Source organism: Pseudomonas brassicacearum, assembly GCF_003732175.1.
Classification (GTDB): Bacteria; Pseudomonadota; Gammaproteobacteria; order Pseudomonadales; family Pseudomonadaceae; genus Aquipseudomonas; species Aquipseudomonas brassicacearum_G.
Genome location: NZ_MOBI01000016.1, coordinates 260,230 through 285,401 on the forward strand (window position 1 = coordinate 260,230; position 25,172 = coordinate 285,401).

A 25,172-nucleotide genomic window follows, 5' to 3' on the forward strand; every position below is an offset into this window, starting at 1 on the left:
GCGAGTTTTACTGTTTGAACTGAAATTCCAGCGCCGCACCTTCGACTTCCCGGTGCTCTTCTTTGCGCATTTGCAACTGCATTTCGTTGCTGAGCAGGCGACCGTTGAGCTGGAACGGGCTGTCATCCCTGGTTTTTTCACCAAACATGGGTGGCAGTAACGGAGCATGTTTGACTAGCGGAACGGTGCCAACAGGTTGCAACTGCTTGACCATGTCCGACGGCAGGCTCAAATCCAGCGTGGCCGGAGGCAAGTAGGTGGTTCTGACCACTTCACTCGCGGATTTTGATTTTGAAGCAATCGGTGGGCGTTTTTTCGCTGGCGTCGGCTTCTTTGTCACTTTGGGCTTTTTGACCGGAGTAGGGTTCTTCGCCGGTGCAACGGGCTTCACTTTTGCTTCAGACGTGCTGACGCCCCCTTTATCCAGAGCAGTCGCAGCCATCGCGCTGCCTGGCATGAAGACACTCAAGAGGCACGCCAACATCAAACCAGCAGGGAAAATCGCTTTCATGAACACTACAGCGCTAACGGCAGAGGGCCATATGCTCGCTTGTTGCAAGGCCCCTGACAAGCTCGCATAGCAATCCAGCCCCCGGTGCGCGTCAAAAACCGCCTGCCGTCTCCTGACAAAGCTGAGTGGCCAGCATCCCGAGTGTCATCAACGCGCGCTCGGCTTCACGATTCCACGGCGTGCCGCAGTTCAAGCGAATGCAGTGATTGAATTGCTCGGTGTTACTGAAAATCAGCCCCGGCGCGATGCTGATGCCCTGCTGCAACGCACGTACATGCAATTCCTGCGTATTGACCCGACCCGGCAGGCTGACCCATAGAATGAAGCCGCCTGTGGGCCGGGTTATCTGCGTTCCTTCAGGGAAGTACTGCTGCACCGCCAACTGGAAGGCGCTGAGGTTCTTGCGGTACTCCTGGCGAATGTAGCGCAAATGACGATCGTAGCCACCGTTCTCCAGATAGGCCGCAATCCCCATCTGCGTCACGCTGCACGCCGAATGGGTGCTGAAGGTCTGCAGCCGCTGGATTTCCTGCTGGTACTTGCCGGCAATCATCCAGCCGATGCGTACACCGGGTGACAGGGTCTTGGAGAAACTTGAGCAATAGATGACCCGATCCAGTCGGTCATAGGCTTTCAGCGCTTTGGTGCGGCCCTGCTCGAACATCAACTCGCCGTAAATATCGTCTTCGACAATCTGAATATCGAAGTCCGAAGCCAGACGCAGCAGCTGTTTTTGCCGCTCTTCCGGCATGGTGCCGCCCAGCGGGTTGCTCAGGCGCGTGGTCAGTACCAACGCCTTGATCGACCACTGGTTGGCAGCCAGCTGCAAGGCTTCCAGACTCATGCCCGTCGCCGGGTCACTGGGGATTTCGATGACTTTCAAACCCAACAAGTCGGCGAGCTGCAACAAGCCGTAGTAGGTCGGCGACTCAGCCGCGATCAGATCGCCGGGACGCGTCAGGACACGCAACGACATTTGCAGCGCATCGACGCAACCATGGGTGATGACCACTTCCGATGGGTCGACCACTACACCGGCATCACGCATGCGGATCGCCACCTGGCGACGCAACGGCTCAAAACCCGGGCTGAACATGTAACTGAACGCCCGCGGGCTGTGGAACCGCGTGACCTTGGCCAATTGCTGGTGCAGTGCCCGTACCGGCAGATAGTCGACACTGGGCACCGCCGCGCCTAGCGGGAACACCCCTTCGCGACGCGACTCGACCAACACTTGCTGAATGATACTGCTGCGCGTGACCAGGCCGGGACGTTCGACACGCGCGATATCCGGCGTCGGCGCGGTCAGTGCCGGGGTCTGGTGGACGTAGTAACCCGACTGCGGGCGTGCGCGAATCAGCCCCTGATCTTCGAGGTTGGCATATGCCTGAAGCACCGTCGCGTGGCTGACATTGAGCTGCGAACTCATCTTGCGCACTGAAGGCACGCGTTCGCCGGGCTGATAGACACCACGCCGGATATCCTCAGCCAATTGCTGAGCGATACGTTGATAGAGCAATAGATTGGTCATGACGCAGCACTCGATTTCACGGGCATTTTATTCTTGTGTGAAACATTACCGGAACAGTTTAGAAGTGTACTGGGACAGTTGCCACAATAGTCGACCGTACAGTGCAGTGACAGCAAAAACTGTACTGTTTTACGGGCTATTTCGCAGGTATAAAAAAACCCGGCACCGCTGAGGGGCCGGGTTTTCCAGTAACGCTGACCTTAGCGGGCAGCGCCGAGCTGGCCTTTTTCGTCGGAGAACACAATTTCGACCCGGCGGTTCTGCGCACGCCCCCGCTCGGAAGCGTTGGCCTCTACCGGGTATTCATCGCCGTAGCCTTCGACCTGAATGCGCTTATCTTCGATCCCCAGATCGATCAGCATGTCCGCCACCGACTGGGCGCGATCGCGCGACAGTTTGAGGTTGTCCTGCTTGCCACCAGTGCTGTCGGTATAGCCTTCGATACGCACTACACGCTTGGGGTTGAGCTGCAGGAACTGGACAATTTTCAATACGGTGCGGTTTGCCGAATTTTTCAGCTCGGCTTCACCGGTGTCGAACAGTACATCCCCCAGGGTCATGACCAGACCGCGATCGGTCTGGGTCGTGGCCAGGTTGATGATTTGCTCTTCCAGCCATTTACCTTGTTGTTGCACGCTGAGCAGTTTGTTCTCGCGCAACGCCAACTGCAGGCGCTGACGCTCCAGTTCAAGCTTCGCCCCACGTTCGTCATTCAGCGCTTGCTCGGTGTGCTGCCGGGCAATTTCGCTGTAACGCTGACTCAGGTAAGCGTAATGCTTAACATCCGGGCCGCTGCCCCAGTAGGTCGACAGGCGATCAGCCCGGGCAAGGGACTCACCTGCCCGAATCACGTCCTTGGGCGCGATGCGCAGCACATTCGAATCTTCCTTGACCTTCTGAAAGTCAGCGCTGGCTTGTTGCAAAGCCGCCGCACTGTGTTGACCTGCGCAGCCGGCAAGCCCCGCGCAACCGACTAGCAGCAAACCGCCCAGAATGGTGTTTTTCAGGCTCATTGGGCATCTCCCAGTTGCTTGCGCAGGCGAGTGATGCGGGTGTTGAGCACGTTCAGTTTTTCCTGACTTTTCACTGTCAGAACCTTGGCCTCGGCCAGACGCGCGTCCAGTTCTGCCTGTTCGGCCTGCATACGCGCATCCTTGAACGCTTGAGTGGTCATGTCGGCCTGAGCCTGAGCGAACTTGCCTTCAGCGAGTTTCAGCTCTGGCACGTCTTCAGTCGTTGCCCCGACAGCGGCGGCCTGTTCCAGGGCCCGCTCGGTCAAACGCAATTGTTCATTCGGCGCCGGATCGGCAGCACAACCCACCAGGGCCATAACGGCCATGGCAGCGAAAAGAGGTCGAAGAGTCACTAAAAATCCCTACTGTTTTGGGGTGCTGACGGGTTGCTGCAAGTGTGCTTTCCAGCGCTCCAGATTGCGCTGCAGCACGGCCTGCGTCAGGCCGGACGCGGGCAATTCTGTCATCTTTTTCGACAGCTGTCCGCGTAACCATGGATCGTTGCAGGCAGAGTTGCGGGAAATGGCGAGGAACAGCCCCGGTCGGTCGATCGGTTGCGGATACGCCTGCACATCGTTGGCCATGCCCAATGTCTGCGCCATGGCCATTCCGGTATAACGCCCGGCAAGCACATAGTCCGCGTCACCCAGCAGCAACTTCTGAAAAGCCTGTGTCAGGTTCGGCAGACTCATCAAGGTCAATTGCTCTTGTGCGTAGGCCTCGAAAGATTGTGTCAAACGAGCCTTTGCCGAGACTGCGCCAACATGCCCACGCAAATCCTGCGCCTCGTTGTAGACCAATGCCGAGCCCTTGCGGGTCCAGACCAGATAGTCGTTTTCCAGCAACGGCGGCTGGATGTAATCCAGTGATTCGAGTTGATTGTCCATCAGAGGCGCATCGGCCAGCATGTCGATACGCCCGCTACGCACTTCATCCAGCGCTTGAGATCGATTGCCGGCGTACAGCAACTCGACCTTGATCCCCAACTCCCCCGCCATCTGCTGCAACAAGTCGGCGCTGGTACCGATCAAGTGTGTCGGGTCTTGCGGGTCTTGCCACAGATACGGTGGTGCATCCGGGCTGCCGGTCACCACCAGCCGCTCGCATTTGCCCGCGGCGACTGACAGCAAGGGCAAAGCCGACAGGCTCAGCAGCGCGCACAAGCCGATCAAGCGACGCAAATCCATGGCGTATTTCCCCACACTCAAATCGCAGACAATAAAAAGCCCGGCCAAAAGGCCGGGCTCTTTATAAGTCAAGCCGCTGGATTAGACCAGCTTCTCAAACTCGGGGATGGCTTCGAACAAATCCGCCACCAGGCCGTAATCGGCCACCTGGAAGATCGGCGCTTCTTCGTCCTTGTTGATCGCAACGATCACTTTGGAGTCTTTCATGCCGGCCAGGTGCTGGATCGCGCCGGAGATACCGACGGCAATGTACAGCTGTGGTGCAACGATCTTGCCGGTCTGACCGACCTGCATGTCGTTCGGTACGAAACCAGCGTCGACCGCGGCGCGGGAAGCGCCAACAGCAGCGCCCAGCTTGTCGGCCAAGGCGTACAGGTGCTTGAAGTTGTCGCCGTTCTGCATGCCGCGACCGCCGGAAACGACGATCTTGGCAGCGGTCAGTTCCGGACGATCGGACTTGGCCAGTTCTTCGCCAACGAAGCTGGAAGTGCCAGCGTCGTGAGCCGCAGCAACCGCTTCAACGGCAGCCGAACCACCTTCAGCGGCCACCGGGTCGAAACCGGTAGCACGCACGGTGATGACTTTTACCGCAGCGTTCGATTGAACGGTCGCGATGGCGTTACCGGCATAGATCGGGCGCTTGAAGGTGTCAGCGCTTTCAACCGAGATGATCTCGGAGATCTGGTCAACGTCCAGCTGAGCGGCAACGCGCGGCAGGATGTTTTTACCGTTGGACGTCGCAGCCGCCAGGATGTGGCTGTAGCCCTTGCCCAACTCCGCGACCAGCGGAGCAACGTTTTCTGGCAGTTGGTGCGCGTAGGCAACGTTGTCGGCGACCAGCACTTTGGCCACGCCAGCGATTTTCGCGGCAGCTTCAGCTACAGCGCCAACGCCCTGACCGGCAACCAGAACGTGGATGTCACCACCGATTTTGGCGGCAGCAGCCACGGTATTCAGCGTGGCCGGGGCCACTACTTTGTTGTCGTGTTCGGCGATTACCAAGATAGTCATGATTCGGCTCCTTAACTCAAAGCACCTTCGCTTCGTTTTTCAGTTTCTCGACCAGTTCAGCCACCGACTTGACCTTGATGCCTGCGCTGCGTGCAGCCGGCGCTTCGACTTTCAGGGTTTTGTTGGTAGAGGCGGTGGAAACGCCCAAAGCGTCAGGAGTCAGCACTTCAAGCGGCTTCTTCTTGGCTTTCATGATGTTTGGCAGGGACGCGTAGCGCGGCTCGTTCAAACGCAGGTCGGTGGTGACGATGGCCGGCAGTTTCAGCGAAACCGTCTGTGCGCCGCCGTCGATTTCGCGGGTCACGGCAACTTTGTCGCCAGTGACTTCGACTTTCGAGGCGAAGGTGCCCTGACCGTAACCGCTCAGTGCAGCGAGCATCTGGCCAGTCTGGTTGTTGTCGCTGTCGATGGCTTGTTTGCCAAGGATCACCAACGAAGGCTGTTCCTTGTCGACAACAGCCTTGAGCAGCTTGGCAACGGCCAGGGAAGTCAGGTCTTCGGCGGATTCGACGAGGATGGCGCGGTCGGCACCCAGAGCCAGCGCGGTGCGCAGTTGCTCTTGAGCGGTGGACGGGCCGATGGAGACGACGACGATTTCAGTCGCAACACCTTTCTCTTTCAGGCGTACGGCTTCTTCCACTGCGATTTCGCAGAAAGGGTTCATCGACATCTTGACGTTAGCGAGATCGACGCCGGAGTTGTCCGCTTTGACGCGAACCTTGACGTTATAGTCGACCACTCGTTTGACAGCTACAAGAACCTTCATGGATTCCTCGTTACTCTCCGGTGAAAAGAAAGTCGCCTAGGCGAACCTGGCGGTTGATGCTCATCGGGTACAAGGGCACCTCTAAAAACGCCGGCATTTGTAATGGGTGACCCTGCTCACGAAGCGTAATGACCGTTCGTCAGTCGTGACTAACGAGTCATTCTTTGTCGCGACGTGTAAACTTCGCGCCAAACCTGCGCTGCGCGTCACCTTGTACCGCCTTCGCCCTGTTTTTAGAGGTGCTCTTGAAACCAACAGTCAGCCTACGGCGAGCGCAAAACCGCCCGTATCTTGACCGGAACACCTATTCCGGTCAATACGCCAAAATGGCCAGTCATAAGCCGCGCTTCTTTGATTTCTCTGGGCTGGAGCAAATTCAAACAAACGTTTGTATTGGACGCTAAGAGTGGTGTAGATATAATGCGCCACCCAGAGAGAAAGGTGGTTCATCGATTGTCCTCTCCCAGCGTTGTGCCGGGGTTCATGGATGCGACACCAAACCTCCAATTAGAAAAAAACTGTTGAGCCTTGAGTAGGAGATAACCTGTGGAACGCGAATACATGGAATTCGACGTGGTCATCGTCGGTGCCGGCCCCGCTGGTCTTTCCGCTGCCTGCCGATTGAAGCAGAAGGCCACCGAAGCCGGTAAGGAAATTAGCGTCTGCGTGGTCGAAAAAGGCTCCGAAGTCGGCGCTCACATCCTGTCAGGCGCGGTGTTCGAACCTCGGGCGCTGAATGAACTGTTCCCTGACTGGAAAGAACTCGGCGCGCCGCTCAACACTCCGGTCACTCGCGATGACATCTTCGTTCTGAAGAACGCCGATGGCGCGATCAAGATTCCAGACCTCTTTGTGCCCAAGACCATGCACAACGAGGGCAACTACATCATCTCCCTGGGCAACCTGTGCCGCTGGCTGGCGCAGCAGGCCGAGAACCTGGGCGTAGAGATCTACCCAGGCTTCGCCGCTCAAGAAGCACTGTTCGACGAAAACGGCGTGGTTCGCGGGATCATCACTGGCGACCTGGGCGTTGACCGCGAAGGCAATCCGAAAGAAGGCCTGTACACCCCAGGCATGGAACTGCGTGGCAAGTACACGCTGTTCGCCGAAGGCTGCCGTGGCCACATCGGCAAGCAACTGATCAAGCGCTTCAACCTCGATACCGATGCCGACGCCCAGCACTACGGCATTGGCCTGAAAGAAATCTGGGAAATCGACCCGGCCAAACATCAGCCTGGCCTGGTGGTGCACACCGCCGGTTGGCCGCTGGACATCATGGGCACCGAAAACACCGGTGGCTCGTTCCTCTATCACCTGGAAAATAACCAAGTGGTGGTCGGCCTGATCGTTGACCTGTCCTACAGCAATACTTATCTGTCGCCGTTCGACGAGTTCCAGCGCCTCAAGCATCACCCGGTACTCAAGCAGTACCTGGAAGGCGGCAAGCGCATCAGCTACGGTGCCCGTGCCATCTGCAAAGGCGGCCTGAACTCGCTGCCGAAGATGGTCTTCAAGGGCGGCGCACTGATCGGTTGCGACCTCGGCACCCTGAACTTCGCCAAGATCAAAGGCAGCCACACCGCGATGAAGTCCGGCATGCTCGCCGCTGACGCCGTGGCGGATGCCCTGTTCGCAGGTTCCGAAGGTGCCGATGAACTGAACAGCTACGTTGAATCGTTCAAAGCCAGCTGGCTCTACGAAGAACTGTTCGCCAGCCGCAACTTCGGCCCGGCGATCCACAAGTACGGCGCTATCGTCGGTGGTGGTTTCAACTGGCTCGACCAGAACATCTTCGGCGGCAAACTGCCGTTCACCTTGCACGACACCAAGCCGGACTATGCGTGCCTCAAGCTCGCGGCCGACAGCAAGAAGATCGACTACCCGAAACCCGACGGCAAACTCAGCTTCGACAAACTCAGCTCGGTGTTCATCTCCGGTACCAACCACGAAGAAGAACAGCCTTGCCACCTGAAGCTGGCCGACGCGAGCATCCCGATCAGCAAGAACCTGCCGCTGTACGATGAACCTGCCCAGCGTTACTGCCCGGCTGGCGTGTATGAAGTGATCACCAAGGAAGACGGCGAGAAGCGCTTCCAGATCAATGCCCAGAACTGCGTGCACTGCAAGACCTGCGACATCAAGGATCCTGCGCAGAACATCACCTGGGTAACGCCGGAAGGTTCTGGCGGCCCGACTTACCCGAACATGTAAGTCGTTCACTTGAACATCAAGGCTCCCGAATGGGGGCCTTTTTGTTGCTCACGATTTGTCAGCCAATACTGTCCCCATACTATCAAGCCACCCGCTCATCCCCCGGATTACGCTCGAAGTAGCGCTTGTACTCGCGACTGAACTGCGACGTACTCTGATAGCCCACACGATGCGCAACCTGCGCCACTCCCAACCCTTCCGACAGCAACAACTGCTGCGCCTTAAGCAAACGCAAGCGCTTCAAATACTGCACCGGCGACAACAAGGTGCTGCGCTTGAAATGCTCGTGAAAGGTCGACGTACTCATGTTCGCGCAACTGGCCAGCGTCTCGACGTTCAGCGGCTCGGTGAAGTGCGCATGCAAATGACTCAAGGATGCCGCAACCCGGGCAAATTGCCCCTGCTGCTCGACCAACGCCCGCAGCACATCAGCCTGCGGACCGCGCAACGCCACGAACAGCAACTCACGCAACCGCGCCTGCCCCATGACCTGACACTCCAGCGGATCGTGCAGGCAGTGCAACAAGCGCTCGACACAGCCGCGCATGCCGTCATCGAGTACCGCCGAGCTCATCGATTCGGGGGTTTGCGCCGGTGTATTGCGGCCAGACACCAGCCCCATGGCCAACACCAGCTCGCCCAAAAGCGCGCGATCGATGGCAACGGAAACCCCGAGCAATGGCGCATCAGCCATGGCAAACGTTTCGCATTCGAAAGGCACCGGCAGCGCCTGAATCAGGTAGTGCCCGGCACCGTATTCCAGCGTACGCGCGCCCAGATAGGCGACTTTGCTGCCTTGGACAATGATCATCAGGCTCGGCTCATAAATCTGCGGGCCTCGCGCCACATCACAACTGGCTCTGAGTACGTGCACGCCGGGCAGACGCGTCGGCACGAAACCATCACGGGTCGCCAACGGCTGAATCAGTGCAACCAGCGCGGCATTGGCATCGAGATGACGGGTCAACAACATGGCAAAAACTTCACGAAAAAAGGGATGAAAGCATCATCGCAGGTCTGAGCGCCAATGCGACGGGTTCACTGAGGATGCCGGAGGAATAGGCATAAGACGCGGAGGAATCGTCATGGCCGGTGAGGCGGACGGCGCGGAAAATGGCCCACCTCACCCGTCACTGCTTTTGCGAGGTTCACCATGTACACCGCCATCGGTTACGCCGCCCAGTCGGCCACCACTCCCCTCGCCCCGATGACCTTCGAACGTCGCAGCCCGCGCGCCGACGACGTAGCGATCGAGATTCTCTACTGCGGCGTCTGCCATTCCGACATCCACCAGGCCCGCAACGAATGGGGCATCGCCGTTTACCCGCTGATGCCCGGCCACGAGATTGTCGGCAAAGTCACCGCCATCGGCGCCAATGTCACCGCCCACAAGGTGGGTGATCTGGTTGGCGTCGGCTGCATGGTCGACTCGTGCCGCCACTGCGAAGCCTGCCATGCCGATCTTGAGCAATATTGCCTCGAAGGTCCGACCATGACCTACGCGACCCCGGACCGGGTCGACGGTAGCAACACGATGGGCGGCTACTCGGATAGCATCGTGGTCAGCGAACACTTCGTCGTACGTATCCCCGAGACACTCGACCCGGCCAGCGCTGCGCCGATTCTCTGCGCCGGCATCACCACCTACTCGCCGCTCAAACACTATGGCGTGAAAGCTGGCGATAAAGTCGGGATTCTCGGCATGGGTGGCCTCGGTCACATGGGCATCAAGTTTGCCAAAGCCATGGGCGCTGAAGTGACGCTGTTCACCCGTTCGGCGAGCAAGGCTGAAGAAGGTCGCCGCCAGGGCGCAGACCATGTGATTGTCTCCACCGATGCCGAGCAGATGAAGGCCGCAGCCGGACAGTTCGACTTTTTGCTCGATACCATTCCGGTGCAACACGATCTCAACCCGTACCTCGATACACTGCGCTTCGACGGCGTGCACATCCTGGTCGGTCTGATCGAACCGATCGATCCGCCCATCCACGCCGCCAAACTGGTGCTGGGTCGTCGGGTGCTGGCCGGCTCGTTGATCGGGGGTATCGCAGAAACCCAGGAAGTGCTGGATTTCTGCGCCGAGCACAACATCACCTGCGACATCGAAATGCTCGACATCCGCCAGATCAATGAGGCTTACAGCCGCATGATCGCCGGTGACGTGAAGTACCGCTTCGTCATCGACATGGCGACCTTGAAAGTCTGAGCAGACTCTAGTGGCTTAGACCCTGGCCCCTAGCTGCGCCGACAGCCGAGCCGTGACCCTTTTGATCAGGGGAATCAGCTCGGCCATTTTCTCCAGCGGCATGTACGGCACAGTGCTGGCGATGCTTTGGCTGGACACGAAGACCTCATCGGCGAAAACGGCCCGCTCAAACAACCCACCGGGACGTTGGTCGAGCCGGCCCTCTACGCCGAGCACAGAGGGGACTATTGTTCACTGCCCTTGATACAGCCGTTTTTTTGAGGGCGCCCCAAACGCCTAGACCCAACCACCATCAACGATGAAGTTTTGCGCCGAACACATGGAAGACGCCTCGGAGGCCAGGAAAAGCGCCATGTTTGCTATATGGAAAGGTTCCACGCTACCCGGCAGGCATTGGCTGCGGCTAATCAACTCCCTGGCGGCATCGTCAACCCAGAGCGCGAGCTGCTTTTCTGTCATCACCCATCCTGGAACCAGGGTGTTGACCCTGATGCGCCATGGCCCCAACTCCCGTGCCAACGCCCTGGTCATGCCGTGGGTTGCCGCTTTACTGGCCGCGTAGACCGGGTATCCACTGGAGGCCATCATCCAGCCAATGGAACCCAGATTGATGATCGCGCCTTCCCCGGCGGCCTTCATCATGGGGACCACCGCCCGGGCGGCAAAAAAAGCATGCTTCAAATTGACGGAAATCAGCTTGTCGAAAGTCTGCGAGTCAACTTCATCCAAGGTGTGCCTGACATCATTGGCGGCATTGTTCACCAAGACAGTCACTGGCCCCAGGGTGTGCGCAAAGCGTCCAATCGCCTCCTTATAGGCGCTCTCGTCAGTGATATCACAGTGAGCGAACTCGACCCTACGGCCCTCAGCCAACAATTGGGTCGCCAACCGCTCACCTTGGCTTTTGGCCATGTCCACGAAAGCAACCTTTGCTCCCTGCCGGGCAAAAGCGCAAACCATGGCCTCACCGATCCCCGAGGCACCGCCGGAAATCAATACGGTTTTATCTTTGAGGTCGGTGTACACGGCCGGCACGCCGGCGCCTGTTTCATTAGTCATATGACGGTTACTCCACAGTAGGCACTTCGATTCAAGCAGCGGAGCTCAAGGTGCGCGCGGGCACTCATGGATCATTTTCGCCAGCCGCCAAATTAGTCTTACTTTATATTGTAAAATAAGCGTTTCAGACTATAAATTTACTGCTATTTCGACAAAATATCGCTAATTAGTAGAACTATTATACTCAAAACAACAAAAGGACGTTCAACCATGCCGCAATCCCGACACCTGCTTTCCGGCCTCGGCCTTTCCTTGATGATGGCCAGCCTCGGCGTCCAGGCCGGAGGCCTGTCCAGCGAACACAAGGTTTTTGGCAAGACCCATGATGGAACCGCCATCGAGCAATATGTGTTGCGCAACAACCATGGCATGCAAGCCACGGTCATTACCTACGGCGGCGTCTTGCAATCGTTGAAAGTGCAGGACAAGAACGGCAAGTTCGAAGACGTGGTACTGGGCTTTGACGATGTCCAGGGTTATCAGAGCGGCAAGGCATTCTTCGGCGCGACCATCGGACGCTACGGCAATCGCCTGGCCCAGGGTGCCTTCGAACTGGACGGCAAGCGTTACCAGATGCCGCTCAACGATGGCCCCAACTCGCTGCACGGTGGTGCGCTGGGTTTCGACAAGCGCGTCTGGAAAGCACAACCGGTCAACAGCAAGGACTCGGTCGGCGTGACCTTGAGCTACCTGTCGCCAGACGGTGAGATGGGCTTTCCCGGCAACCTGAAGGTCGAGGTCACCTACAGCCTCAACGACCATAACGAGCTGCGCATCGAGTACAAGGCCTCCACCGACAAACCCACGGTGCTGAACCTCACCAACCACAGTTACTTCAATCTCGCCGGGGCCGGTAACGGTGATGTGCTCAAACAGCTCGCCACCTTGCACGCCAGCCATTACACACCGGTCAACAGCACCTTGATTCCAACCGGTGAACTGGCCCCGGTAGCCGGCACACCGATGGACTTTCGGCAACCGACCGCCATCGGCCAGCGCATCAAGGACGATCATCCGCAACTCAAATTCGCCGAGCCGAAACAAGGCGGTTTTGACTTCAACTGGGTCCTGGATGCCAAGGGTGATGTCAGCCAACTCGCCGCCGATGTGCGCGACCCGCAATCCGGCCGCCGCTTGCAGCTCTACACCAGCGAACCCGGGGTGCAGTTCTACACCAGCAACTTCCTCGACGGCTCAGTCAAGGGCAAGGCTGGCAAGGCCTACGGACACTGGAGCGCTTTCACACTGGAGACCCAGCACTACCCCGACTCGCCGAACCAGCCGGGCTTCCCTAGCACACGGCTGGATCCAGGCCAGACCTATGCCCAGAACACCGTCCTGAAGTTCTCGGCCGACTGAGCCTGACCCAGAACCTCGCCTTGCAGGAGCTGTCGAGCCTTGGCGAAGCTCGACATCTCCTACATTGAACAACAGCGATCAGCGTTGTTTCATGCGGTCGATCACCACGGCCAACAGCAGGATGGAACCCCGAATCACGTACTGGTAAAACGTGTCGATGTTTTTCAGGTTCATCGCATTCTCGATGATCGCCAGAATCAACACCCCGGCAATCACGTGACGAATCATGCCGATCCCGCCGCTCAACGACACCCCACCCAGCACGCAGGCGGAAATCACCGTCAATTCGAAACCCTGGCCGATCATCGGCTGGCCGGAGGTCATGCGCGAAGCCAGGATCACTCCGGCCAAGGCTCCGATGACCCCGTGCACGGCGAAGATGATGATCTTGGTCCGGTCGACGTTGACCCCGGCCAGCAACGCCGCTTCCTGGTTGCCGCCAATGGCCATGGTGTTGCGCCCGTAGGTGGTGTAATTGAGCAGCCAACCAAAAAACAGGAAACAGCCGATGGTGATCAGGATCGGCACCGGCACGCCGAACAACTGGCCATTGCCATAGATGAAGAACTGATCCTGGGACACGCCGACTGCCTTGCCGTTGGCAAAGATATAGGCTAGGCCACGCACAATTTGCATGGTCGCTAACGTTGTGATCAGCGCGTTGATCCGCAGCTTGGCAATCACGATCCCGTTGATCAGCCCGACAAGCAGCCCCAGCAGCAGCGCCGCGCCGATACCGAGCAAGACGCTGTCGGTGTCGCGCATCACCACCGCGGCAACGACCCCGGCACAGGCAATCACCGAGCCCACCGACAAGTCGAAATGTCCGGACGCCAGGCAATACAACATGGTGCACGCGGCGATGCCCGTGGTGGAAATCGCCAGCCCCAGACCGCGCATGTTCAGGGGCGAGAGGAAGTTGTCGATGAGCAGGGTGCAGAGCACAAAGATCCCCAGCGCCGCCAACAGCATCGCCCAATTGTCGAGCAGGGCGCGCACATCCAGGGGTTTGTGCGTCGTCGGCAACGCGTTGTTTTGGGTTGTCATAGTCACCTCTCAGTTCACCTGGCCGTCAGCGCGTTGGCGCGGCAAGGCCAGTTGCAGCAAGTTGGATTCATTGGCCTGTTCGCGGCTCTTCTCGCCCCGCATCACGCCTTCGCAAAGCACCAGGACACGGTCGGAGACGCCCATCACTTCCATCAGGTCGCTGGACACTACGATCACCGCAATCCCGCTAGCGGCCAGGTTATGGATAATCTGGTAAATCTCGGCTTTCGCGCCGATATCGATACCGCGCGTCGGCTCGTCGAGCAGCAGCACCTTCATCGGCATCGACAGCCAGCGACCCAGAATGGCCTTCTGCTGATTGCCCCCCGACAGGTACATGATTTTCTGCGCCGCATGGGGCGTTTTCACTTTCAACGCCTTGATCTGCTTCTCGGCGTTGCTCCTCTCCCAACCGTCGTGCAACAGCCAGCCAAACCGGGAATGAGCGCTGCGTGCGCTGATGTTGATGTTCTCGGCAACGCTTGCAAGCGGCACGATGCCCTCTTTCTTGCGGTCCTCGGGACACAGCAGGACACCGGCGGAAATGGCATCGCGCGGCGAGCGCAGCTTCAATTCCTCACCGCACAGCTGCAGGCTTCCGGCCGTACTGCGTTCAAGACCGCCAAGCAGGCGCAGTAGCTCGGTACGCCCGGCACCGACCAGCCCGAACAGGCCCAGAATCTCGCCTTGATACACCTCGAAACTCACTGCAGAGCGTAAGCCAGGCCCCAACAGACCATCGACCTTGAGCGCCACCTCGCCCTGTTGACGAGGGCGGTAGTCGTAGATGTCCTGAATGTCGCGACCGACCATGCAGGTGACCAACTGATCGTGGGTCAACTCGCTCATGTCCTCGAACGTGCGCACGTAACGACCGTCCTTGAACACGGTCACCGCATCGCAGATACGGAACACTTCCTCCATGCGATGGGAAACGTACAGCACCACTTTGCCCTCATCCCGCAGGCGTCCGATGATTGCCATCAAGCGCTCGATTTCCCGGGCCGACAGGCTGCTGGTGGGTTCGTCGAAGGCAATCACATGGGCGCCACGGGACAACGCCTTGGCGATCTCCACCAACTGCCGTTGCCCCAGGGACAGACGGCCGAGCTTTTCCAGCGGATCGATTTCATCAGCCAGGCCCTTGAGACAGGCCAGTGCCTGCTCGCGCAACGCACGGCGGTTGATCACACCGAAACGGGTCGGCAAATGCCCGAGAAACAGATTTTCCGCCACGGTCATTTCCGGCACCAGGTGCAACTCCTGGTGGATGACAGCCACTCCGCAGGCAATGCTGTCGGCGGCGCACTTGAAGACCATCGTCTGCCCGCCGATCTGCAGGCTTCCGCTGCTGGGGCTGTAGGCGCCACCGAGGACTTTGAGCAAGGTCGACTTGCCTGCGCCGTTTTCGCCCATCAGGGCATGCACCCGCCCCGGGTGGGCAGTAAAGCTGATAGCGTCCAGCGCCTTGACCCCCGGAAAGGTTTTGCCAATGCCGTTAAAGCACAGACTGGCGCCGGCACTGTGCTGTTGTTTGTTCAATTGCGCATGCATAACCACCTCATCACACCGATCACGCAGCCTTGTCGCCAAGGCCGCCGAGGAAAGCAACCGACCTCAGTTCCACAGACCGATCTTTTCCAGTTCCTGCTTGAAGTTGTCGCGCGTGATCAGTGTCACCTTGTCCATCGCGGTGTATTTCGCGGGCTCCTTGCCGGTGGTGACCCACTCGAACATCATGCTCGCGGTGTTGTAACCCTCAAGGTGCGGACTGGGCAGCATCGAGCCGAAGAAGCCACTGTTGGGCTTCTTCAATTCGCCGATGGCGTCGGTACCATTGATACCGATACCAATGACATTGGCTGCGGCAAAACCGGCGCTTTCGGTGGCGCGCACGGCGCCCAGTACGCTGTTGTCGTTCATGCCGCCGACGATCAGGTTTTTCGCCGCACCCGGCAGCTTCACCAGTGCCGAGTTGGTGGCGTCCATGCTGCCCGGCACGTCGAGGGTCTTGAGCGGTGCAAACAGGATGTGGTCTTTCGGCAGGCCGGCGTCTTCAAGGGATTTGACTGACCCATCGATACGTTTCTTGCCGGTGTCGAGTTCGTTGTAGGTAGTGATCACCGCGTAGGTGTCTTTCCACTCCCAACCGCGCTTCTTCGCTTCGCCAGCCATGGCGGCGCCCTGCTGCTGGCCCACTTCGAAGGCGGCCATGCCGAGGTAGGGCACGTCCTCCATGAACTTGCCGCCGGCATCGACGAAGCGGTCATCCACCGCGATCACTTTCAAATCATTGGCCTTGGCCCTGGCCACGATCGCAGGGCCCAGGGACACATCCGGCGCGCAAATCACGAAGCCCTTGGCGCCGTTGGCGGCGAGGCTGTCGATGGCCGAGAGAGTTTTCTCGCCATCCGGCACGGCGATCTTGATCACGGTGAAGCCCTTGTCCTTACCGGCCTTTTCAGCGAAAGCCCATTCAGTCTGGAACCAGGGCTCCTCCGCTTGCTTGACCAGAAACCCGATCTTCGCGGGCTCGGCGGCCAGCAACAGACTGCTCAGGCTGACGGACGATGCTGCCAGGGCGATACAGCACAGGGAACGGATTACACGACGACGATTCATAAGGTGACTCCTTGTTGTTTTTGTGAGTACGAGCTGTGAACCAGTGCAGCCTGATGCTTGAAATTTATCCTGCAAATCGGTGACAGATTTTCCCGGCGATATCGACCTCGATGGCCAGCACCGCCCCGTCCAGCGGATGATTGAGCGGGCTTGCGGCGCTGGTGACGTACAAGGTTCGCAGATCCTTGCCACCGAACACGCAACTGGTGGGTCGGTTGACGGGGAGCTCGATCACGCGGTCGACCTCGCCGTCGGGTGCCAACCTGAGCAGGCAACCGCCGTCCCAGCGGGCGTTCCAGAGATAGCCTTCGGCGTCCATGGCCGAACCGTCCGGGACGCCGCGCGGGTGCGGCCCGAACCACTTCCGGGGCGGATCGAGTTGGCCGTCGATACCGATCGAATACCGATACAGCGTACCGTCCAGGCTGTCGCCCAAATACACCTGCGTGGCGTCCTCGCTCCAAAGCAAGGTATTGGGAATACCCAGGCCACGCAGTAGAGGCATGACTCGCGCATCGGCGTCGATACGGAACAAGCCACCGGAACGCCGCAGGACCGGCAGGTCTTCGCCCTGCTCCCCGATGTTGTTCTGCATGGTGCCCAGCCAGAGCCCGCCCCCGGCATCGCAACGGGCCTCGTTGGGACGATTGCCCGGTTGCGAATCGGCGACGCAGAGCAAGGTCAGGCGCGGCGCCGCTTGCGTGGAGCTCAGGTCAAGGCGATACACGCCGCTGCTCAGGGTCACCAACGCATCGCCGCTTTCGCAGGGAATGAACGCCGACACAGGCTCCGGCAGTCGCCAGACCTGCAGATTTTCGCCACTCAGGCGTAATGCCTGTTGGCCGGCAATATCGACCCAATACAGGGCCTGCCCCGGCGCGTCCCAGAACGGCCCCTCGCCCAGTTGCGCACGGTGTTCGGTCACTGCGGTCCACACCATGAAGCCTCCTGGATAGTTACTGTTTTTCGGGCGCTGACGAGCTTGCTCGCGTTACAGCCGGTCACGCGATGGTTGTCCATCCACCAGACGTTGAATGCGCAACGGGTTGGCATTTTTCAATGCGTCCGGGAGCAAACTGTCGGGGTAGTTTTGAAAACACACCGGGCGCAGGAAACGGTCGATGGCCAGGGTCCCCACCGACGTACCACGGGCATCCGAGGTCGCCGGAAAAGGCCCGCCATGCACCATCGAGTCACAGACCTCGACACCGGTCGGATAACCGTTGAGCAAGATGCGACCGACCTTCTGCTCCAGTAACGGCGTCAGCTCGCTGAACTGCGCGAAGTCCGCGGTTTCGCCAATGATCGTCGCCGTCAGTTGGCCGTGCAGCCCGTGCAATGCAGCGCTGAGTTGCGCCTGATCGGCCACTTCAACGAACACGGTGGTCGGACCGAACACTTCTTCCTGCAGCACTTCATCGCCATTGACCAGCAAACTCGCATCAGCCTTGAACAACTGTGGCTGCGCCTGATTACCCGCTTGTGGATGGCCGGCCAGGTGCTCGATGCCAGGGTGCGCAAGGAGCCTTTGCAAAACTTTGCCATAACTGCTCAACGTGCCGGTGTTGAGCATGGTCTGGGCGGGCTGGTCGCCGATCAGTTGTGCGACCTGCCGAGTGAACGCAGTGAACTGCGGCGAACCGATGCCGATCACCAGGCCCGGGTTGGTACAGAACTGACCGCAGCCTTGCACCACCGAGGCGGTCAGGTCACGGGCGATTGTGTCTGCCCGCGCTTGCAGCGCCTGGGGTAACACGATCACCGGGTTGATGCTCGACATCTCGGCGAACACCGGGATCGGTTGCGGGCGTGCCGCCGCCATGTCGCACAGCGCTCGACCGCCCTTGAGCGAGCCGGTGAAACCGACCGCCTGGATCGCCGGATGCTTGACCAACGCCTCGCCGACCCCGGCGCCATAGATCATGTTGAATACGCCGGCGGGCATCCCGCTTGCCTCGGCCGCCCGGATGATCGCATCGGCGACCCGTTCGGCGGTCGCCATGTGCCCGCTGTGTGCCTTGAAGACCACAGGACAACCGGCCGCCAGCGCCGCAGCCGTGTCGCCGCCGGCAGTGGAAAACGCCAGCGGAAAATTGCTCGCGCCAAACACCGCCACCGGCCCCAGGCCAATGCGGTACTGACGCAGATCCGGGCGCGGCAACGGTTGGCGATCAGGCAGCGCCCGATCGATGCGCGCTCCGTAGAAATCGCCACGACGCAGCACATCGGCGAACAGGCGCATCTGGGCACTGGTACGCTTGCGCTCGCCCTGGATGCGTGCAACGGGCAGCGCGGTTTCACGGCAAACCAGGGCGATGAACTCATCGTCCAGCGCATCCAGTTCATCGGCCACCGACTCCAGGAAATGCGTGCGACGCTGCGCACTCAGGGCTCGATAGACCGGGTAGGCCGTCGCGGCAGCATTGGCGGCGGCATCGACCTCCTGCGTCGTCGCCTGCTGGAAAGCATGGGGTAATGCTTCGCCAGTCTGCGCGTCGAAGCTCTGAAGGGTCACGGTACCGGTCGCACTGCGCCGGCCGCCGATGTAGTTGTGACCAAGAATCCGAGTCATGCCTGTCTCCTTAAAGAGTGCCTACCTGACCTGGGGCCAGCACCGCGTCGTCGCTGGCGATACCATTGATCAAGGACGCGCCGAACTCCGCCTGGCTGATTTCGAATACATCGCCCGGCTGCGTACGGATACCGTCCGCGAAAGACAGGGTCGCGGTGCCGAAGAAGTGAATGTGTACATCCCCCGGTCGCAAGAACTGACGGTATTTGAAGTGGTGGTATTCAAGGTTTTCCAGGCTGTGGCACATATTGGCTTCGCCACTGAGGAACTCGTTCTGCCACACGACCTTGCCATTACGCAAAATGCGACTGCTGCCGGCCAGGTGCCGGGGCAGTTCACCGACCCGCAGTTCAGGACCATAGCTGCAATTGCGTAATTTGGAGTGGGCCAGGTACAGGTAATTCCTGCGCTCCATCACGTGATCGGAGAACTCGTTGCCCACGGCAAATCCCAGGCGATAAGGCTTGCCGTCGTGGCCGATGACATACAGGCCGCCAATTTCCGGCTCTTCGCCGGCGTCTTCGGCGAATGGCGGCAGCGCGAATGCCTGACCCGGACGCACGACGGTGCTGCCGTCGCCCTTGTAGAACCATTCCGGCTGCACACCGACCTGACCGGCAGCGGGTTTACCGCCTTCCACACCCCACTTGAAGATCCGCATGGTGTCGGTCATCGCGCTGTCGTCACCGGCCTGCTGATGCATCTTGTCCCGTGCCGCCGCACTGCCCAGATGGGTCAGACCGGTGCCGCTGACCAGCATATGCGCCGGGTCCGGGTGATCCAGTGGCACCAGGATCCTGAGTTCGGCGAGCAATTGCGCATAATCGTGACTGCTGCCCAGGCCGAGGCGCTGGACCTGCTGCCGCAGATCGACGCCCGTCTCGATGGCGGCCAGCGCCAGCTCGCGCACCGTGCGCGCGGATCGCACTTCACGGACCAGACCGTCCTCGACCACGCCGACCCGGCGCTCGCCGTTACTCAATTCGAGCTGAACTAAACGCATGAGCCTTCCCCTGATTGCGGGTTCAGGAAAAGCTTTGGTTTCAGCGTGATGCGACAAATCGGTCGCAGCTCCTGCCCCATGGGATCGATCTCCAATTGTTGTTTTTATGGAAGCTCGGGGACGCCTCTCGCGGAAAACCGCCAGGGTCATACCTCAGTTGCAAACGACTATATAGTATTACTATTTACTCAACAAGACTTCCAAATCTGAGATTTTGCGCTTAAGTTAAGACCAGAAAATAACAATATAGTCTTACTATAAGAGATCTAGCCATGTCTGATAAAACCCCCGACCTGCGCTCCGCCCAGTGGTTTGGTACCGCCGACAAGAACGGCTTCATGTACCGCAGCTGGATGAAGAACCAGGGCATTGCCGACCATCAGTTCCATGGCAAGCCCATCATCGGGATCTGCAACACCTGGTCGGAGCTGACCCCGTGCAACGCGCACTTCCGCCAGATTGCCGAGCATGTCAAACGCGGAGTGATCGAGGCCGGCGGCTTTCCCGTGGAGTTCCCGGTGTTCTCCAACGGTGAGTCGAACCTGCGCCCCACCGCCATGCTCACCCGCAACCTGGCGAGCATGGACGTCGAGGAAGCCATTCGCGGCAACCCGATCGACGGTGTGGTGCTGCTGACCGGCTGCGACAAGACCACGCCGGCGCTGCTGATGGGCGCCGCCAGTTGCGACGTCCCCGCCATCGTTGTCACCGGCGGGCCGATGCTCAACGGCAAGCACAAGGGCCAGGACATCGGCTCGGGTACCGTGGTGTGGCAACTCAGCGAACAGGTCAAGGCGGGCACCATCAGCCTCGACGACTTCCTGGCGGCCGAGGGCGGCATGTCTCGCTCGGCGGGGACCTGCAACACCATGGGCACCGCCTCCACGATGGCCTGCATGGCCGAGGCACTGGGCACCTCCCTGCCCCACAACGCGGCGATTCCGGCAGTGGATGCGCGCCGTTATGTCCTGGCGCACATGTCCGGGATGCGCGCGGTGGAAATGGTTCGCGAAGACCTGAAACTGTCGAAGATCCTCACCAGGGAAGCCTTCGAAAATGCCATTCGCGTCAACGCCGCCATCGGCGGCTCGACCAACGCGGTGATTCACTTGAAAGCCATCGCCGGGCGCATCGGCGTCGAGCTTGAACTGGATGACTGGACCCGCATCGGTCGCGGCATGCCGACCATTGTCGACCTGCAACCGTCCGGGCGTTTCCTAATGGAAGAGTTCTACTATGCCGGGGGCCTGCCGGCCGTCCTGCGCCGCCTCGGCGAAGCCAACCTGATTCCCCATCCCGACGCCTTGACCGTCAATGGCAAGTCGATCGGCGACAACACCAGAGAGGCACCGATCTACGGCCAGGACGAAGTGATCCGCCCCCTCTCCAACCCGATCCGCGCGGACGGCGGCATCTGTGTGCTGCGTGGCAACCTGGCCCCTCTCGGTGCCGTGCTCAAGCCTTCCGCCGCCAGCGCCGAACTGATGCAGCATCGCGGCCGTGCGGTGGTGTTCGAGAACTTCGACATGTACAAGGCGCGGATCAACGACCCGGAGCTGGACGTCGACGCCCACTCGATCCTGGTGATGAAAAACTGCGGTCCCAAGGGTTATCCCGGCATGGCGGAAGTCGGCAACATGGGCTTGCCGGTCAAATTGCTGGCCCAGGGCGTCACCGACATGGTGCGGATTTCCGACGCGCGCATGAGCGGCACGGCGTACGGCACCGTGGTCTTGCACGTCGCCCCGGAAGCAGCTGCCGGCGGACCTTTGGCCGCCGTGAAAGAAGGCGACTGGATCGAACTCGATTGTGCCAATGGGCGTCTGCACCTGGACATCCCGGACGCCGAACTGGCGGCGCGCATGGCCGACCTGCAAGCGCCACAGAAACTGATCGTGGGCGGCTATCGTCAGTTGTACATCGACCACGTGCTACAGGCGGACCAGGGCTGCGACTTCGACTTTCTGGTGGGTTGCCGCGGTGCCGAGGTACCGCGTCACTCACACTGATAGTGAATCGGTTCAGGCGTGCAGGAGCGCCTGATAGAGACGGCAGCGATGTTATGATGCCGTGTATTTCGTCAGAGCAGCGCCCCTGTCATGGATCAGCAGTCCCCCAAGCCACGCAAGAGCATGCATGCCCAGATCGTCCAGGAACTGGGCATGCACATTGTCTCCGGACGCCTCAAGCCGGAAGAACGATTGCCCCAGGAGGCAACGCTGTGCGAGACCTATCAAGTCAGTCGGTCGGTGCTGCGCGAAGCCACCCGGGTGCTGAGCGCCAAGGGGCTGGTGTACTCCAAGCCACGGGTCGGCGCGGTAGTGCGCCCACGCTCGAAATGGCACTTGCTGGATCCCGACGTGCTGTCCTGGCTGATGCAGTCGACGCCTCACAGCGAGTTCTTCAACACCTTGTCGGGCGTGCGCCGAATCCTTGAGCCGGAAATCGCCGCCATGGCCGCCACCACGGCGACCGACGCCGACATCGCGATCATCGAAAAAGCCTACCAGGCCATGGAAACGGCAACGACCCACGAGAACCTCTTGCAGGCGGACCTGGATTTTCACCATGCGATCGCCGACGCGACCCGCAACGACTTGCTCGCCTACATGTGCAACATGCTTTCGCTGCCACTGCGCGAGTCAATCAGTATCACCAACCGGCGCCCCGACATTCAAAGGCTCAGCCTGCCCCGGCACAAGGCGATACTGACCGCCATCAAGAATCGTGACGCCCTCGGTGCCCGGCATGCCTCGCTGGTGCAACTTGACGATACCCGTGTCGCCCTGGATACCGTGATGAACGTCCTCACCCCGTTGTAACGCAGGCCCGGCTCAGGCCTTGGCCCCCAACTCGGCGGAAAGCCGCGCGGCGACCTGCTTGATCAACGGGATCAGCTCGGCCATTTTCTCCAGTGGCATATAGGGCACAGTGCTGGCGATGCTGATCCCGGCGACAATCCGCCGGCTGGCATCGCGTACCGGCGCCGCGACACAGCGGATCGACGGTTCATTGTCTTCCAGGTCAAAGGCGTAGCCGCCCGCCACGTACTCCAGCATGCGTTGCTGGAATTGCTCCCAGGATGGCTCCGGGCGCTGCGGCCATAACACATTTTCCCCGCCCGCCGGCAAGCTGATCCGATACAGGCGCTGCCACTCCTGCGGCGAGCAATCGAGCATGAGCGCCTTGCCGATCCCGGTGCGCGCCAAGGGCATGCGATGGCCGACCCGCGAACGCATTTCCGGACCATTGCGCCCGGGATTCTTGTGCAGGTACAGCACGTCGTCGTCTTCACGAATCGCCAGGTGAATGGTATCGCCGGTCAACGCCGACAACTCGTCCAGATACGGCCCGGCCAGGGTCACCAGCGGCAGCGCTTCTCGCGCCTGGAAACCCAGCTCGATCAGCTTGGGCCCCAGCAGGTAACCGATTTGCGGCACCACCCGCAGATAGCGCTCCTCCACCAGGCAACTGGCCAGCCGGTGGGTGGTGCTGCGGGTGGTACCGATCAGCCGGGCAATTTCCTTGAGGTCGCGAGCACCACTGGCCACGGCCTGAACCACTGCCAGGCCGCGTAGCAGCGTCTGGGTACCTGTCGGCGCGGCGTCCTTGGCGTTTTTTGCGACGTCTTCCTGCATATCTGGCCTTCAACAATCAGCGAGGGAACCGGCGGCATTATGGTCGTCCGGTCTTGCGCTTGCTAGAGTTCGATCCGCGCTACCTTGCCTACCAGCAACACATAGGACAAGGCGCCAATCAACGCCAGCACGGCGATGTAGGTGATCGCCGGGGCGAAGGAGTCGCCGCTGGCGAGAAAGCCGATCACGATCGGCGTAGCGATCGCCGCCAGATTGCCGATGCAGTTGAACACCCCGCCCGTCAGCCCCAACAAGCGTGCCGGTGCCAAGGTCGAGACCAGCGACCAACTGATCGAGGCCAACCCGTTGCCGAAAAACGCCAGCGCCAGGAAGGCAATCACCCACGGCGTCGATTCGACAAAGTTGGCACCGATGATCGAGGTGGAAATCAGCAGCCCGCCAATGATCGGCAACTTGCGGGCGAAACCGACCGTCGCGCCGCGGCGGATCAGCCAGTCGGAGAAGAACCCCGAGCAGAGCACACCAATGAACGCCGCGAGAAACCGCAGCGACGCCAGCAGGCCGGACTTGATGAAGTCCATGCCGCGATACTTCACCAGATAGGTCGGAAACCAGGTCAGGAAAAACCACAATGTCGAATTGAGGCAGAACTGTCCGAGGTAGATGCCCCACAACTTGCGCTGGCTCAACACGGTGCCCAGGTCCATCCAGCTGAACGGTGCCTTGCGCCGAGCCGTCTCGGCCTGGATATCGACCAGCCCGCCGCCCTCACGGATGAGCTCGACTTCCGCCAGATTGGCCCCCTTGAAATCACGTGGCTCGCGATACACCGCGTACCAGACGGCCGCCCAGAGAATCCCCACCGCACCGGTGCTGACGAACACCATGTGCCAGCCGTATTGCTGTTGCAGCCAGGCCAATACAGGGGTCAGAAAGGCCAGCCCGACGAACTGCCCGGAGGTGTAGAAGCCGATAGCGGTCGCGCGCTCACGCTCGGGAAACCAGGTGGTCACCACCCGGCTGTTGATCGGATAGGCAGGCGCCTCCAGCGCGCCCACGGCCATGCGCAAGACGAACAGCGCGATGAAGCTGGCGGCGAAACCGAGCAGCACCGTGGCCAGCGACCACAGCAGCAGCGCGACGCTGTAGAGGATCCGCGGCGGCACCCGGTCCACCAGCCAGCCACCGGGGATCTGCATGGCGGCGTAGGTCCAGCCGAATGCCGAGAAGATCAGCCCGACATGGATCGGATCGATACCCAGTTCGCTGGTCAGCGCCGGGGCCGCAATCGACAGGTTGCTGCGGTCCAGGTAGTTGATCACCACGGTGATGAACAGCAGCGCCATGATGAAAAAACGCTTGCGGCTCGGTGTCAGTAACGACGCCTGCCCGGTGAAAGCCTCAGGATGCATGGGGGTGCCTCTTCTTATGATTATTGAGGGCGATACAAAGACTTGCGCTGATACCTTGTGGGA

22 protein-coding genes and 1 pseudogene are annotated in these 25,172 nt (G+C 60.0%); 5 read left to right on the top strand and 18 right to left on the bottom strand.

Annotation, left to right across the window (positions count from 1 at the left end; genetic code table 11):
- Positions 1-7: 7 nt before the first annotated feature.
- The 7 genes from BK658_RS15665 to BK658_RS15695 all read right to left on the bottom strand — a co-directional run bounded on the left by BK658_RS15665 (position 8) and on the right by BK658_RS15695 (position 6,019).
- On the bottom strand, positions 8-511 hold the full coding sequence (locus BK658_RS15665) for a translation initiation factor 2 (RefSeq protein ID WP_123583056.1): 504 nt from the start codon (positions 509-511) through the stop codon (positions 8-10).
- A gap of 91 nt (positions 512-602) precedes the next feature.
- Positions 603-2,042, bottom strand: coding sequence for an aminotransferase-like domain-containing protein (locus BK658_RS15670; protein ID WP_123583057.1), 1,440 nt, complete (start codon positions 2,040-2,042; stop codon positions 603-605).
- Between the two features lie 200 nt (positions 2,043-2,242).
- Positions 2,243-3,055, bottom strand: a complete 813-nt coding sequence (locus BK658_RS15675) for an OmpA family protein (protein ID WP_123583058.1) — start codon at positions 3,053-3,055, stop codon at positions 2,243-2,245.
- Positions 3,052-3,408, bottom strand: a complete 357-nt coding sequence (locus BK658_RS15680; RefSeq protein WP_123583059.1) for a DUF4398 domain-containing protein — start codon at positions 3,406-3,408, stop codon at positions 3,052-3,054. Before BK658_RS15680 ends, BK658_RS15675 begins: the two co-directional genes overlap by 4 nt.
- A gap of 9 nt (positions 3,409-3,417) precedes the next feature.
- Positions 3,418-4,242, bottom strand: a complete 825-nt coding sequence (locus tag BK658_RS15685; RefSeq protein WP_123583060.1) for a substrate-binding periplasmic protein — start codon at positions 4,240-4,242, stop codon at positions 3,418-3,420.
- Positions 4,243-4,323: 81 nt separating this feature from the next.
- On the bottom strand, positions 4,324-5,253 hold the full coding sequence (locus BK658_RS15690) for an electron transfer flavoprotein subunit alpha/FixB family protein (RefSeq protein ID WP_123583061.1): 930 nt from the start codon (positions 5,251-5,253) through the stop codon (positions 4,324-4,326).
- A 16-nt stretch (positions 5,254-5,269) separates the two neighbouring features.
- Positions 5,270-6,019, bottom strand: a complete 750-nt coding sequence (locus tag BK658_RS15695) for an electron transfer flavoprotein subunit beta/FixA family protein (protein ID WP_123425571.1) — start codon at positions 6,017-6,019, stop codon at positions 5,270-5,272.
- A gap of 546 nt (positions 6,020-6,565) precedes the next feature.
- Between BK658_RS15695 and BK658_RS15700 the strand changes: the two genes are divergently transcribed.
- Positions 6,566-8,230 carry an electron transfer flavoprotein-ubiquinone oxidoreductase gene (locus BK658_RS15700; RefSeq protein ID WP_123583062.1) on the top strand — a complete coding sequence of 555 codons (1,665 nt, stop codon included), beginning with the start codon at positions 6,566-6,568 and terminating at the stop codon, positions 8,228-8,230.
- Positions 8,231-8,312: 82 nt separating this feature from the next.
- Here BK658_RS15700 and BK658_RS15705 read toward each other — a convergent pair whose 3' ends face one another.
- Positions 8,313-9,203 (bottom strand): AraC family transcriptional regulator, encoded by an 891-nt coding sequence (locus BK658_RS15705; RefSeq protein ID WP_123583063.1) that lies wholly within the window; start codon positions 9,201-9,203, stop codon positions 8,313-8,315.
- 180 nt (positions 9,204-9,383) lie between these two features.
- Here BK658_RS15705 and BK658_RS15710 point away from each other — a divergent pair, with 180 nt between their 5' ends.
- Positions 9,384-10,436, top strand: a complete 1,053-nt coding sequence (locus BK658_RS15710) for an NAD(P)-dependent alcohol dehydrogenase (protein ID WP_123583064.1) — start codon at positions 9,384-9,386, stop codon at positions 10,434-10,436.
- Between the two features lie 15 nt (positions 10,437-10,451).
- Here the strand turns inward: BK658_RS15710 and BK658_RS15715 are convergent.
- Together BK658_RS15715 and BK658_RS15720 are read right to left on the bottom strand one after the other, a co-directional pair.
- A pseudogene (locus tag BK658_RS15715) lies at positions 10,452-10,568 on the bottom strand (IclR family transcriptional regulator); the annotation flags it as partial.
- 144 nt (positions 10,569-10,712) lie between these two features.
- The gene (locus BK658_RS15720; protein WP_123583065.1) at positions 10,713-11,495 is read right to left on the bottom strand and encodes an SDR family NAD(P)-dependent oxidoreductase; all 783 of its coding nucleotides are present in this window, start codon (positions 11,493-11,495) and stop codon (positions 10,713-10,715) included.
- A gap of 210 nt (positions 11,496-11,705) precedes the next feature.
- Between BK658_RS15720 and BK658_RS15725 the strand changes: the two genes are divergently transcribed.
- Complete coding sequence (locus tag BK658_RS15725) at positions 11,706-12,854, top strand: aldose epimerase family protein (RefSeq protein ID WP_123583066.1); 1,149 nt, start codon at positions 11,706-11,708, stop codon at positions 12,852-12,854.
- Between the two features lie 78 nt (positions 12,855-12,932).
- On the opposite strand, the gene araH is transcribed toward BK658_RS15725, so the two are convergent.
- The 6 genes from araH to araD1 all read right to left on the bottom strand — a co-directional run bounded on the left by araH (position 12,933) and on the right by araD1 (position 20,098).
- Positions 12,933-13,901 (bottom strand): L-arabinose ABC transporter permease AraH, encoded by a 969-nt coding sequence (gene araH, locus BK658_RS15730; RefSeq protein WP_123583067.1) that lies wholly within the window; start codon positions 13,899-13,901, stop codon positions 12,933-12,935.
- A 9-nt stretch (positions 13,902-13,910) separates the two neighbouring features.
- On the bottom strand, positions 13,911-15,455 hold the full coding sequence (gene araG / locus BK658_RS15735; protein ID WP_123583068.1) for an L-arabinose ABC transporter ATP-binding protein AraG: 1,545 nt from the start codon (positions 15,453-15,455) through the stop codon (positions 13,911-13,913).
- Between the two features lie 63 nt (positions 15,456-15,518).
- Complete coding sequence (locus BK658_RS15740) at positions 15,519-16,523, bottom strand: substrate-binding domain-containing protein (RefSeq protein ID WP_123583069.1); 1,005 nt, start codon at positions 16,521-16,523, stop codon at positions 15,519-15,521.
- Positions 16,524-16,587: 64 nt separating this feature from the next.
- Positions 16,588-17,463, bottom strand: coding sequence for an SMP-30/gluconolactonase/LRE family protein (locus tag BK658_RS15745; RefSeq protein ID WP_123583070.1), 876 nt, complete (start codon positions 17,461-17,463; stop codon positions 16,588-16,590).
- 51 nt (positions 17,464-17,514) lie between these two features.
- Complete coding sequence (locus tag BK658_RS15750; protein ID WP_123583071.1) at positions 17,515-19,095, bottom strand: aldehyde dehydrogenase (NADP(+)); 1,581 nt, start codon at positions 19,093-19,095, stop codon at positions 17,515-17,517.
- 10 nt (positions 19,096-19,105) lie between these two features.
- Positions 19,106-20,098 carry an AraD1 family protein gene (gene araD1, locus BK658_RS15755; protein WP_123583072.1) on the bottom strand — a complete coding sequence of 331 codons (993 nt, stop codon included), beginning with the start codon at positions 20,096-20,098 and terminating at the stop codon, positions 19,106-19,108.
- Between the two features lie 272 nt (positions 20,099-20,370).
- Here araD1 and BK658_RS15760 point away from each other — a divergent pair, with 272 nt between their 5' ends.
- Positions 20,371-22,107: an IlvD/Edd family dehydratase gene (locus BK658_RS15760; RefSeq protein ID WP_123583073.1), complete on the top strand. Its 1,737-nt coding sequence runs from the start codon at positions 20,371-20,373 to the stop codon at positions 22,105-22,107.
- A gap of 90 nt (positions 22,108-22,197) precedes the next feature.
- A complete protein-coding gene (locus BK658_RS15765) occupies positions 22,198-22,920 on the top strand; it encodes a FadR/GntR family transcriptional regulator (RefSeq protein WP_123583074.1) in 723 nt (240 codons plus the stop codon).
- Between the two features lie 12 nt (positions 22,921-22,932).
- On the opposite strand, the gene BK658_RS15770 is transcribed toward BK658_RS15765, so the two are convergent.
- Both BK658_RS15770 and BK658_RS15775 read right to left on the bottom strand, forming a co-directional pair.
- Positions 22,933-23,736 (bottom strand): IclR family transcriptional regulator, encoded by an 804-nt coding sequence (locus tag BK658_RS15770; protein ID WP_123583075.1) that lies wholly within the window; start codon positions 23,734-23,736, stop codon positions 22,933-22,935.
- A gap of 62 nt (positions 23,737-23,798) precedes the next feature.
- Complete coding sequence (locus tag BK658_RS15775; RefSeq protein WP_123583076.1) at positions 23,799-25,109, bottom strand: MFS transporter; 1,311 nt, start codon at positions 25,107-25,109, stop codon at positions 23,799-23,801.
- Positions 25,110-25,172: the final 63 nt, after the last annotated feature.

What these genes read in the sequence shown, in the direction of transcription:
- BK658_RS15770 (WP_123583075.1), bottom strand. Translation starts at nt 23,736, where the DNA reads ATGCAGGAAGACGTCGCAAAAAACGCCAAGGACGCCGCGCCGACAGGT.
- BK658_RS15710 (WP_123583064.1), top strand. Translation starts at nt 9,384, where the DNA reads ATGTACACCGCCATCGGTTACGCCGCCCAGTCGGCCACCACTCCCCTC.
- araG (WP_123583068.1), bottom strand. Translation starts at nt 15,455, where the DNA reads ATGCATGCGCAATTGAACAAACAACAGCACAGTGCCGGCGCCAGTCTG.
- BK658_RS15765 (WP_123583074.1), top strand. Translation starts at nt 22,198, where the DNA reads ATGGATCAGCAGTCCCCCAAGCCACGCAAGAGCATGCATGCCCAGATC.
- BK658_RS15695 (WP_123425571.1), bottom strand. Translation starts at nt 6,019, where the DNA reads ATGAAGGTTCTTGTAGCTGTCAAACGAGTGGTCGACTATAACGTCAAG.
- BK658_RS15690 (WP_123583061.1), bottom strand. Translation starts at nt 5,253, where the DNA reads ATGACTATCTTGGTAATCGCCGAACACGACAACAAAGTAGTGGCCCCG.
- BK658_RS15685 (WP_123583060.1), bottom strand. Translation starts at nt 4,242, where the DNA reads ATGGATTTGCGTCGCTTGATCGGCTTGTGCGCGCTGCTGAGCCTGTCG.
- BK658_RS15750 (WP_123583071.1), bottom strand. Translation starts at nt 19,095, where the DNA reads ATGACTCGGATTCTTGGTCACAACTACATCGGCGGCCGGCGCAGTGCG.
- BK658_RS15720 (WP_123583065.1), bottom strand. Translation starts at nt 11,495, where the DNA reads ATGACTAATGAAACAGGCGCCGGCGTGCCGGCCGTGTACACCGACCTC.
- BK658_RS15745 (WP_123583070.1), bottom strand. Translation starts at nt 17,463, where the DNA reads ATGGTGTGGACCGCAGTGACCGAACACCGTGCGCAACTGGGCGAGGGG.
- BK658_RS15670 (WP_123583057.1), bottom strand. Translation starts at nt 2,042, where the DNA reads ATGACCAATCTATTGCTCTATCAACGTATCGCTCAGCAATTGGCTGAG.
- BK658_RS15705 (WP_123583063.1), bottom strand. Translation starts at nt 9,203, where the DNA reads ATGTTGTTGACCCGTCATCTCGATGCCAATGCCGCGCTGGTTGCACTG.
- BK658_RS15760 (WP_123583073.1), top strand. Translation starts at nt 20,371, where the DNA reads ATGTCTGATAAAACCCCCGACCTGCGCTCCGCCCAGTGGTTTGGTACC.
- BK658_RS15675 (WP_123583058.1), bottom strand. Translation starts at nt 3,055, where the DNA reads ATGAGCCTGAAAAACACCATTCTGGGCGGTTTGCTGCTAGTCGGTTGC.
- araD1 (WP_123583072.1), bottom strand. Translation starts at nt 20,098, where the DNA reads ATGCGTTTAGTTCAGCTCGAATTGAGTAACGGCGAGCGCCGGGTCGGC.
- BK658_RS15740 (WP_123583069.1), bottom strand. Translation starts at nt 16,523, where the DNA reads ATGAATCGTCGTCGTGTAATCCGTTCCCTGTGCTGTATCGCCCTGGCA.
- araH (WP_123583067.1), bottom strand. Translation starts at nt 13,901, where the DNA reads ATGACAACCCAAAACAACGCGTTGCCGACGACGCACAAACCCCTGGAT.
- BK658_RS15725 (WP_123583066.1), top strand. Translation starts at nt 11,706, where the DNA reads ATGCCGCAATCCCGACACCTGCTTTCCGGCCTCGGCCTTTCCTTGATG.
- BK658_RS15775 (WP_123583076.1), bottom strand. Translation starts at nt 25,109, where the DNA reads ATGCATCCTGAGGCTTTCACCGGGCAGGCGTCGTTACTGACACCGAGC.
- BK658_RS15665 (WP_123583056.1), bottom strand. Translation starts at nt 511, where the DNA reads ATGAAAGCGATTTTCCCTGCTGGTTTGATGTTGGCGTGCCTCTTGAGT.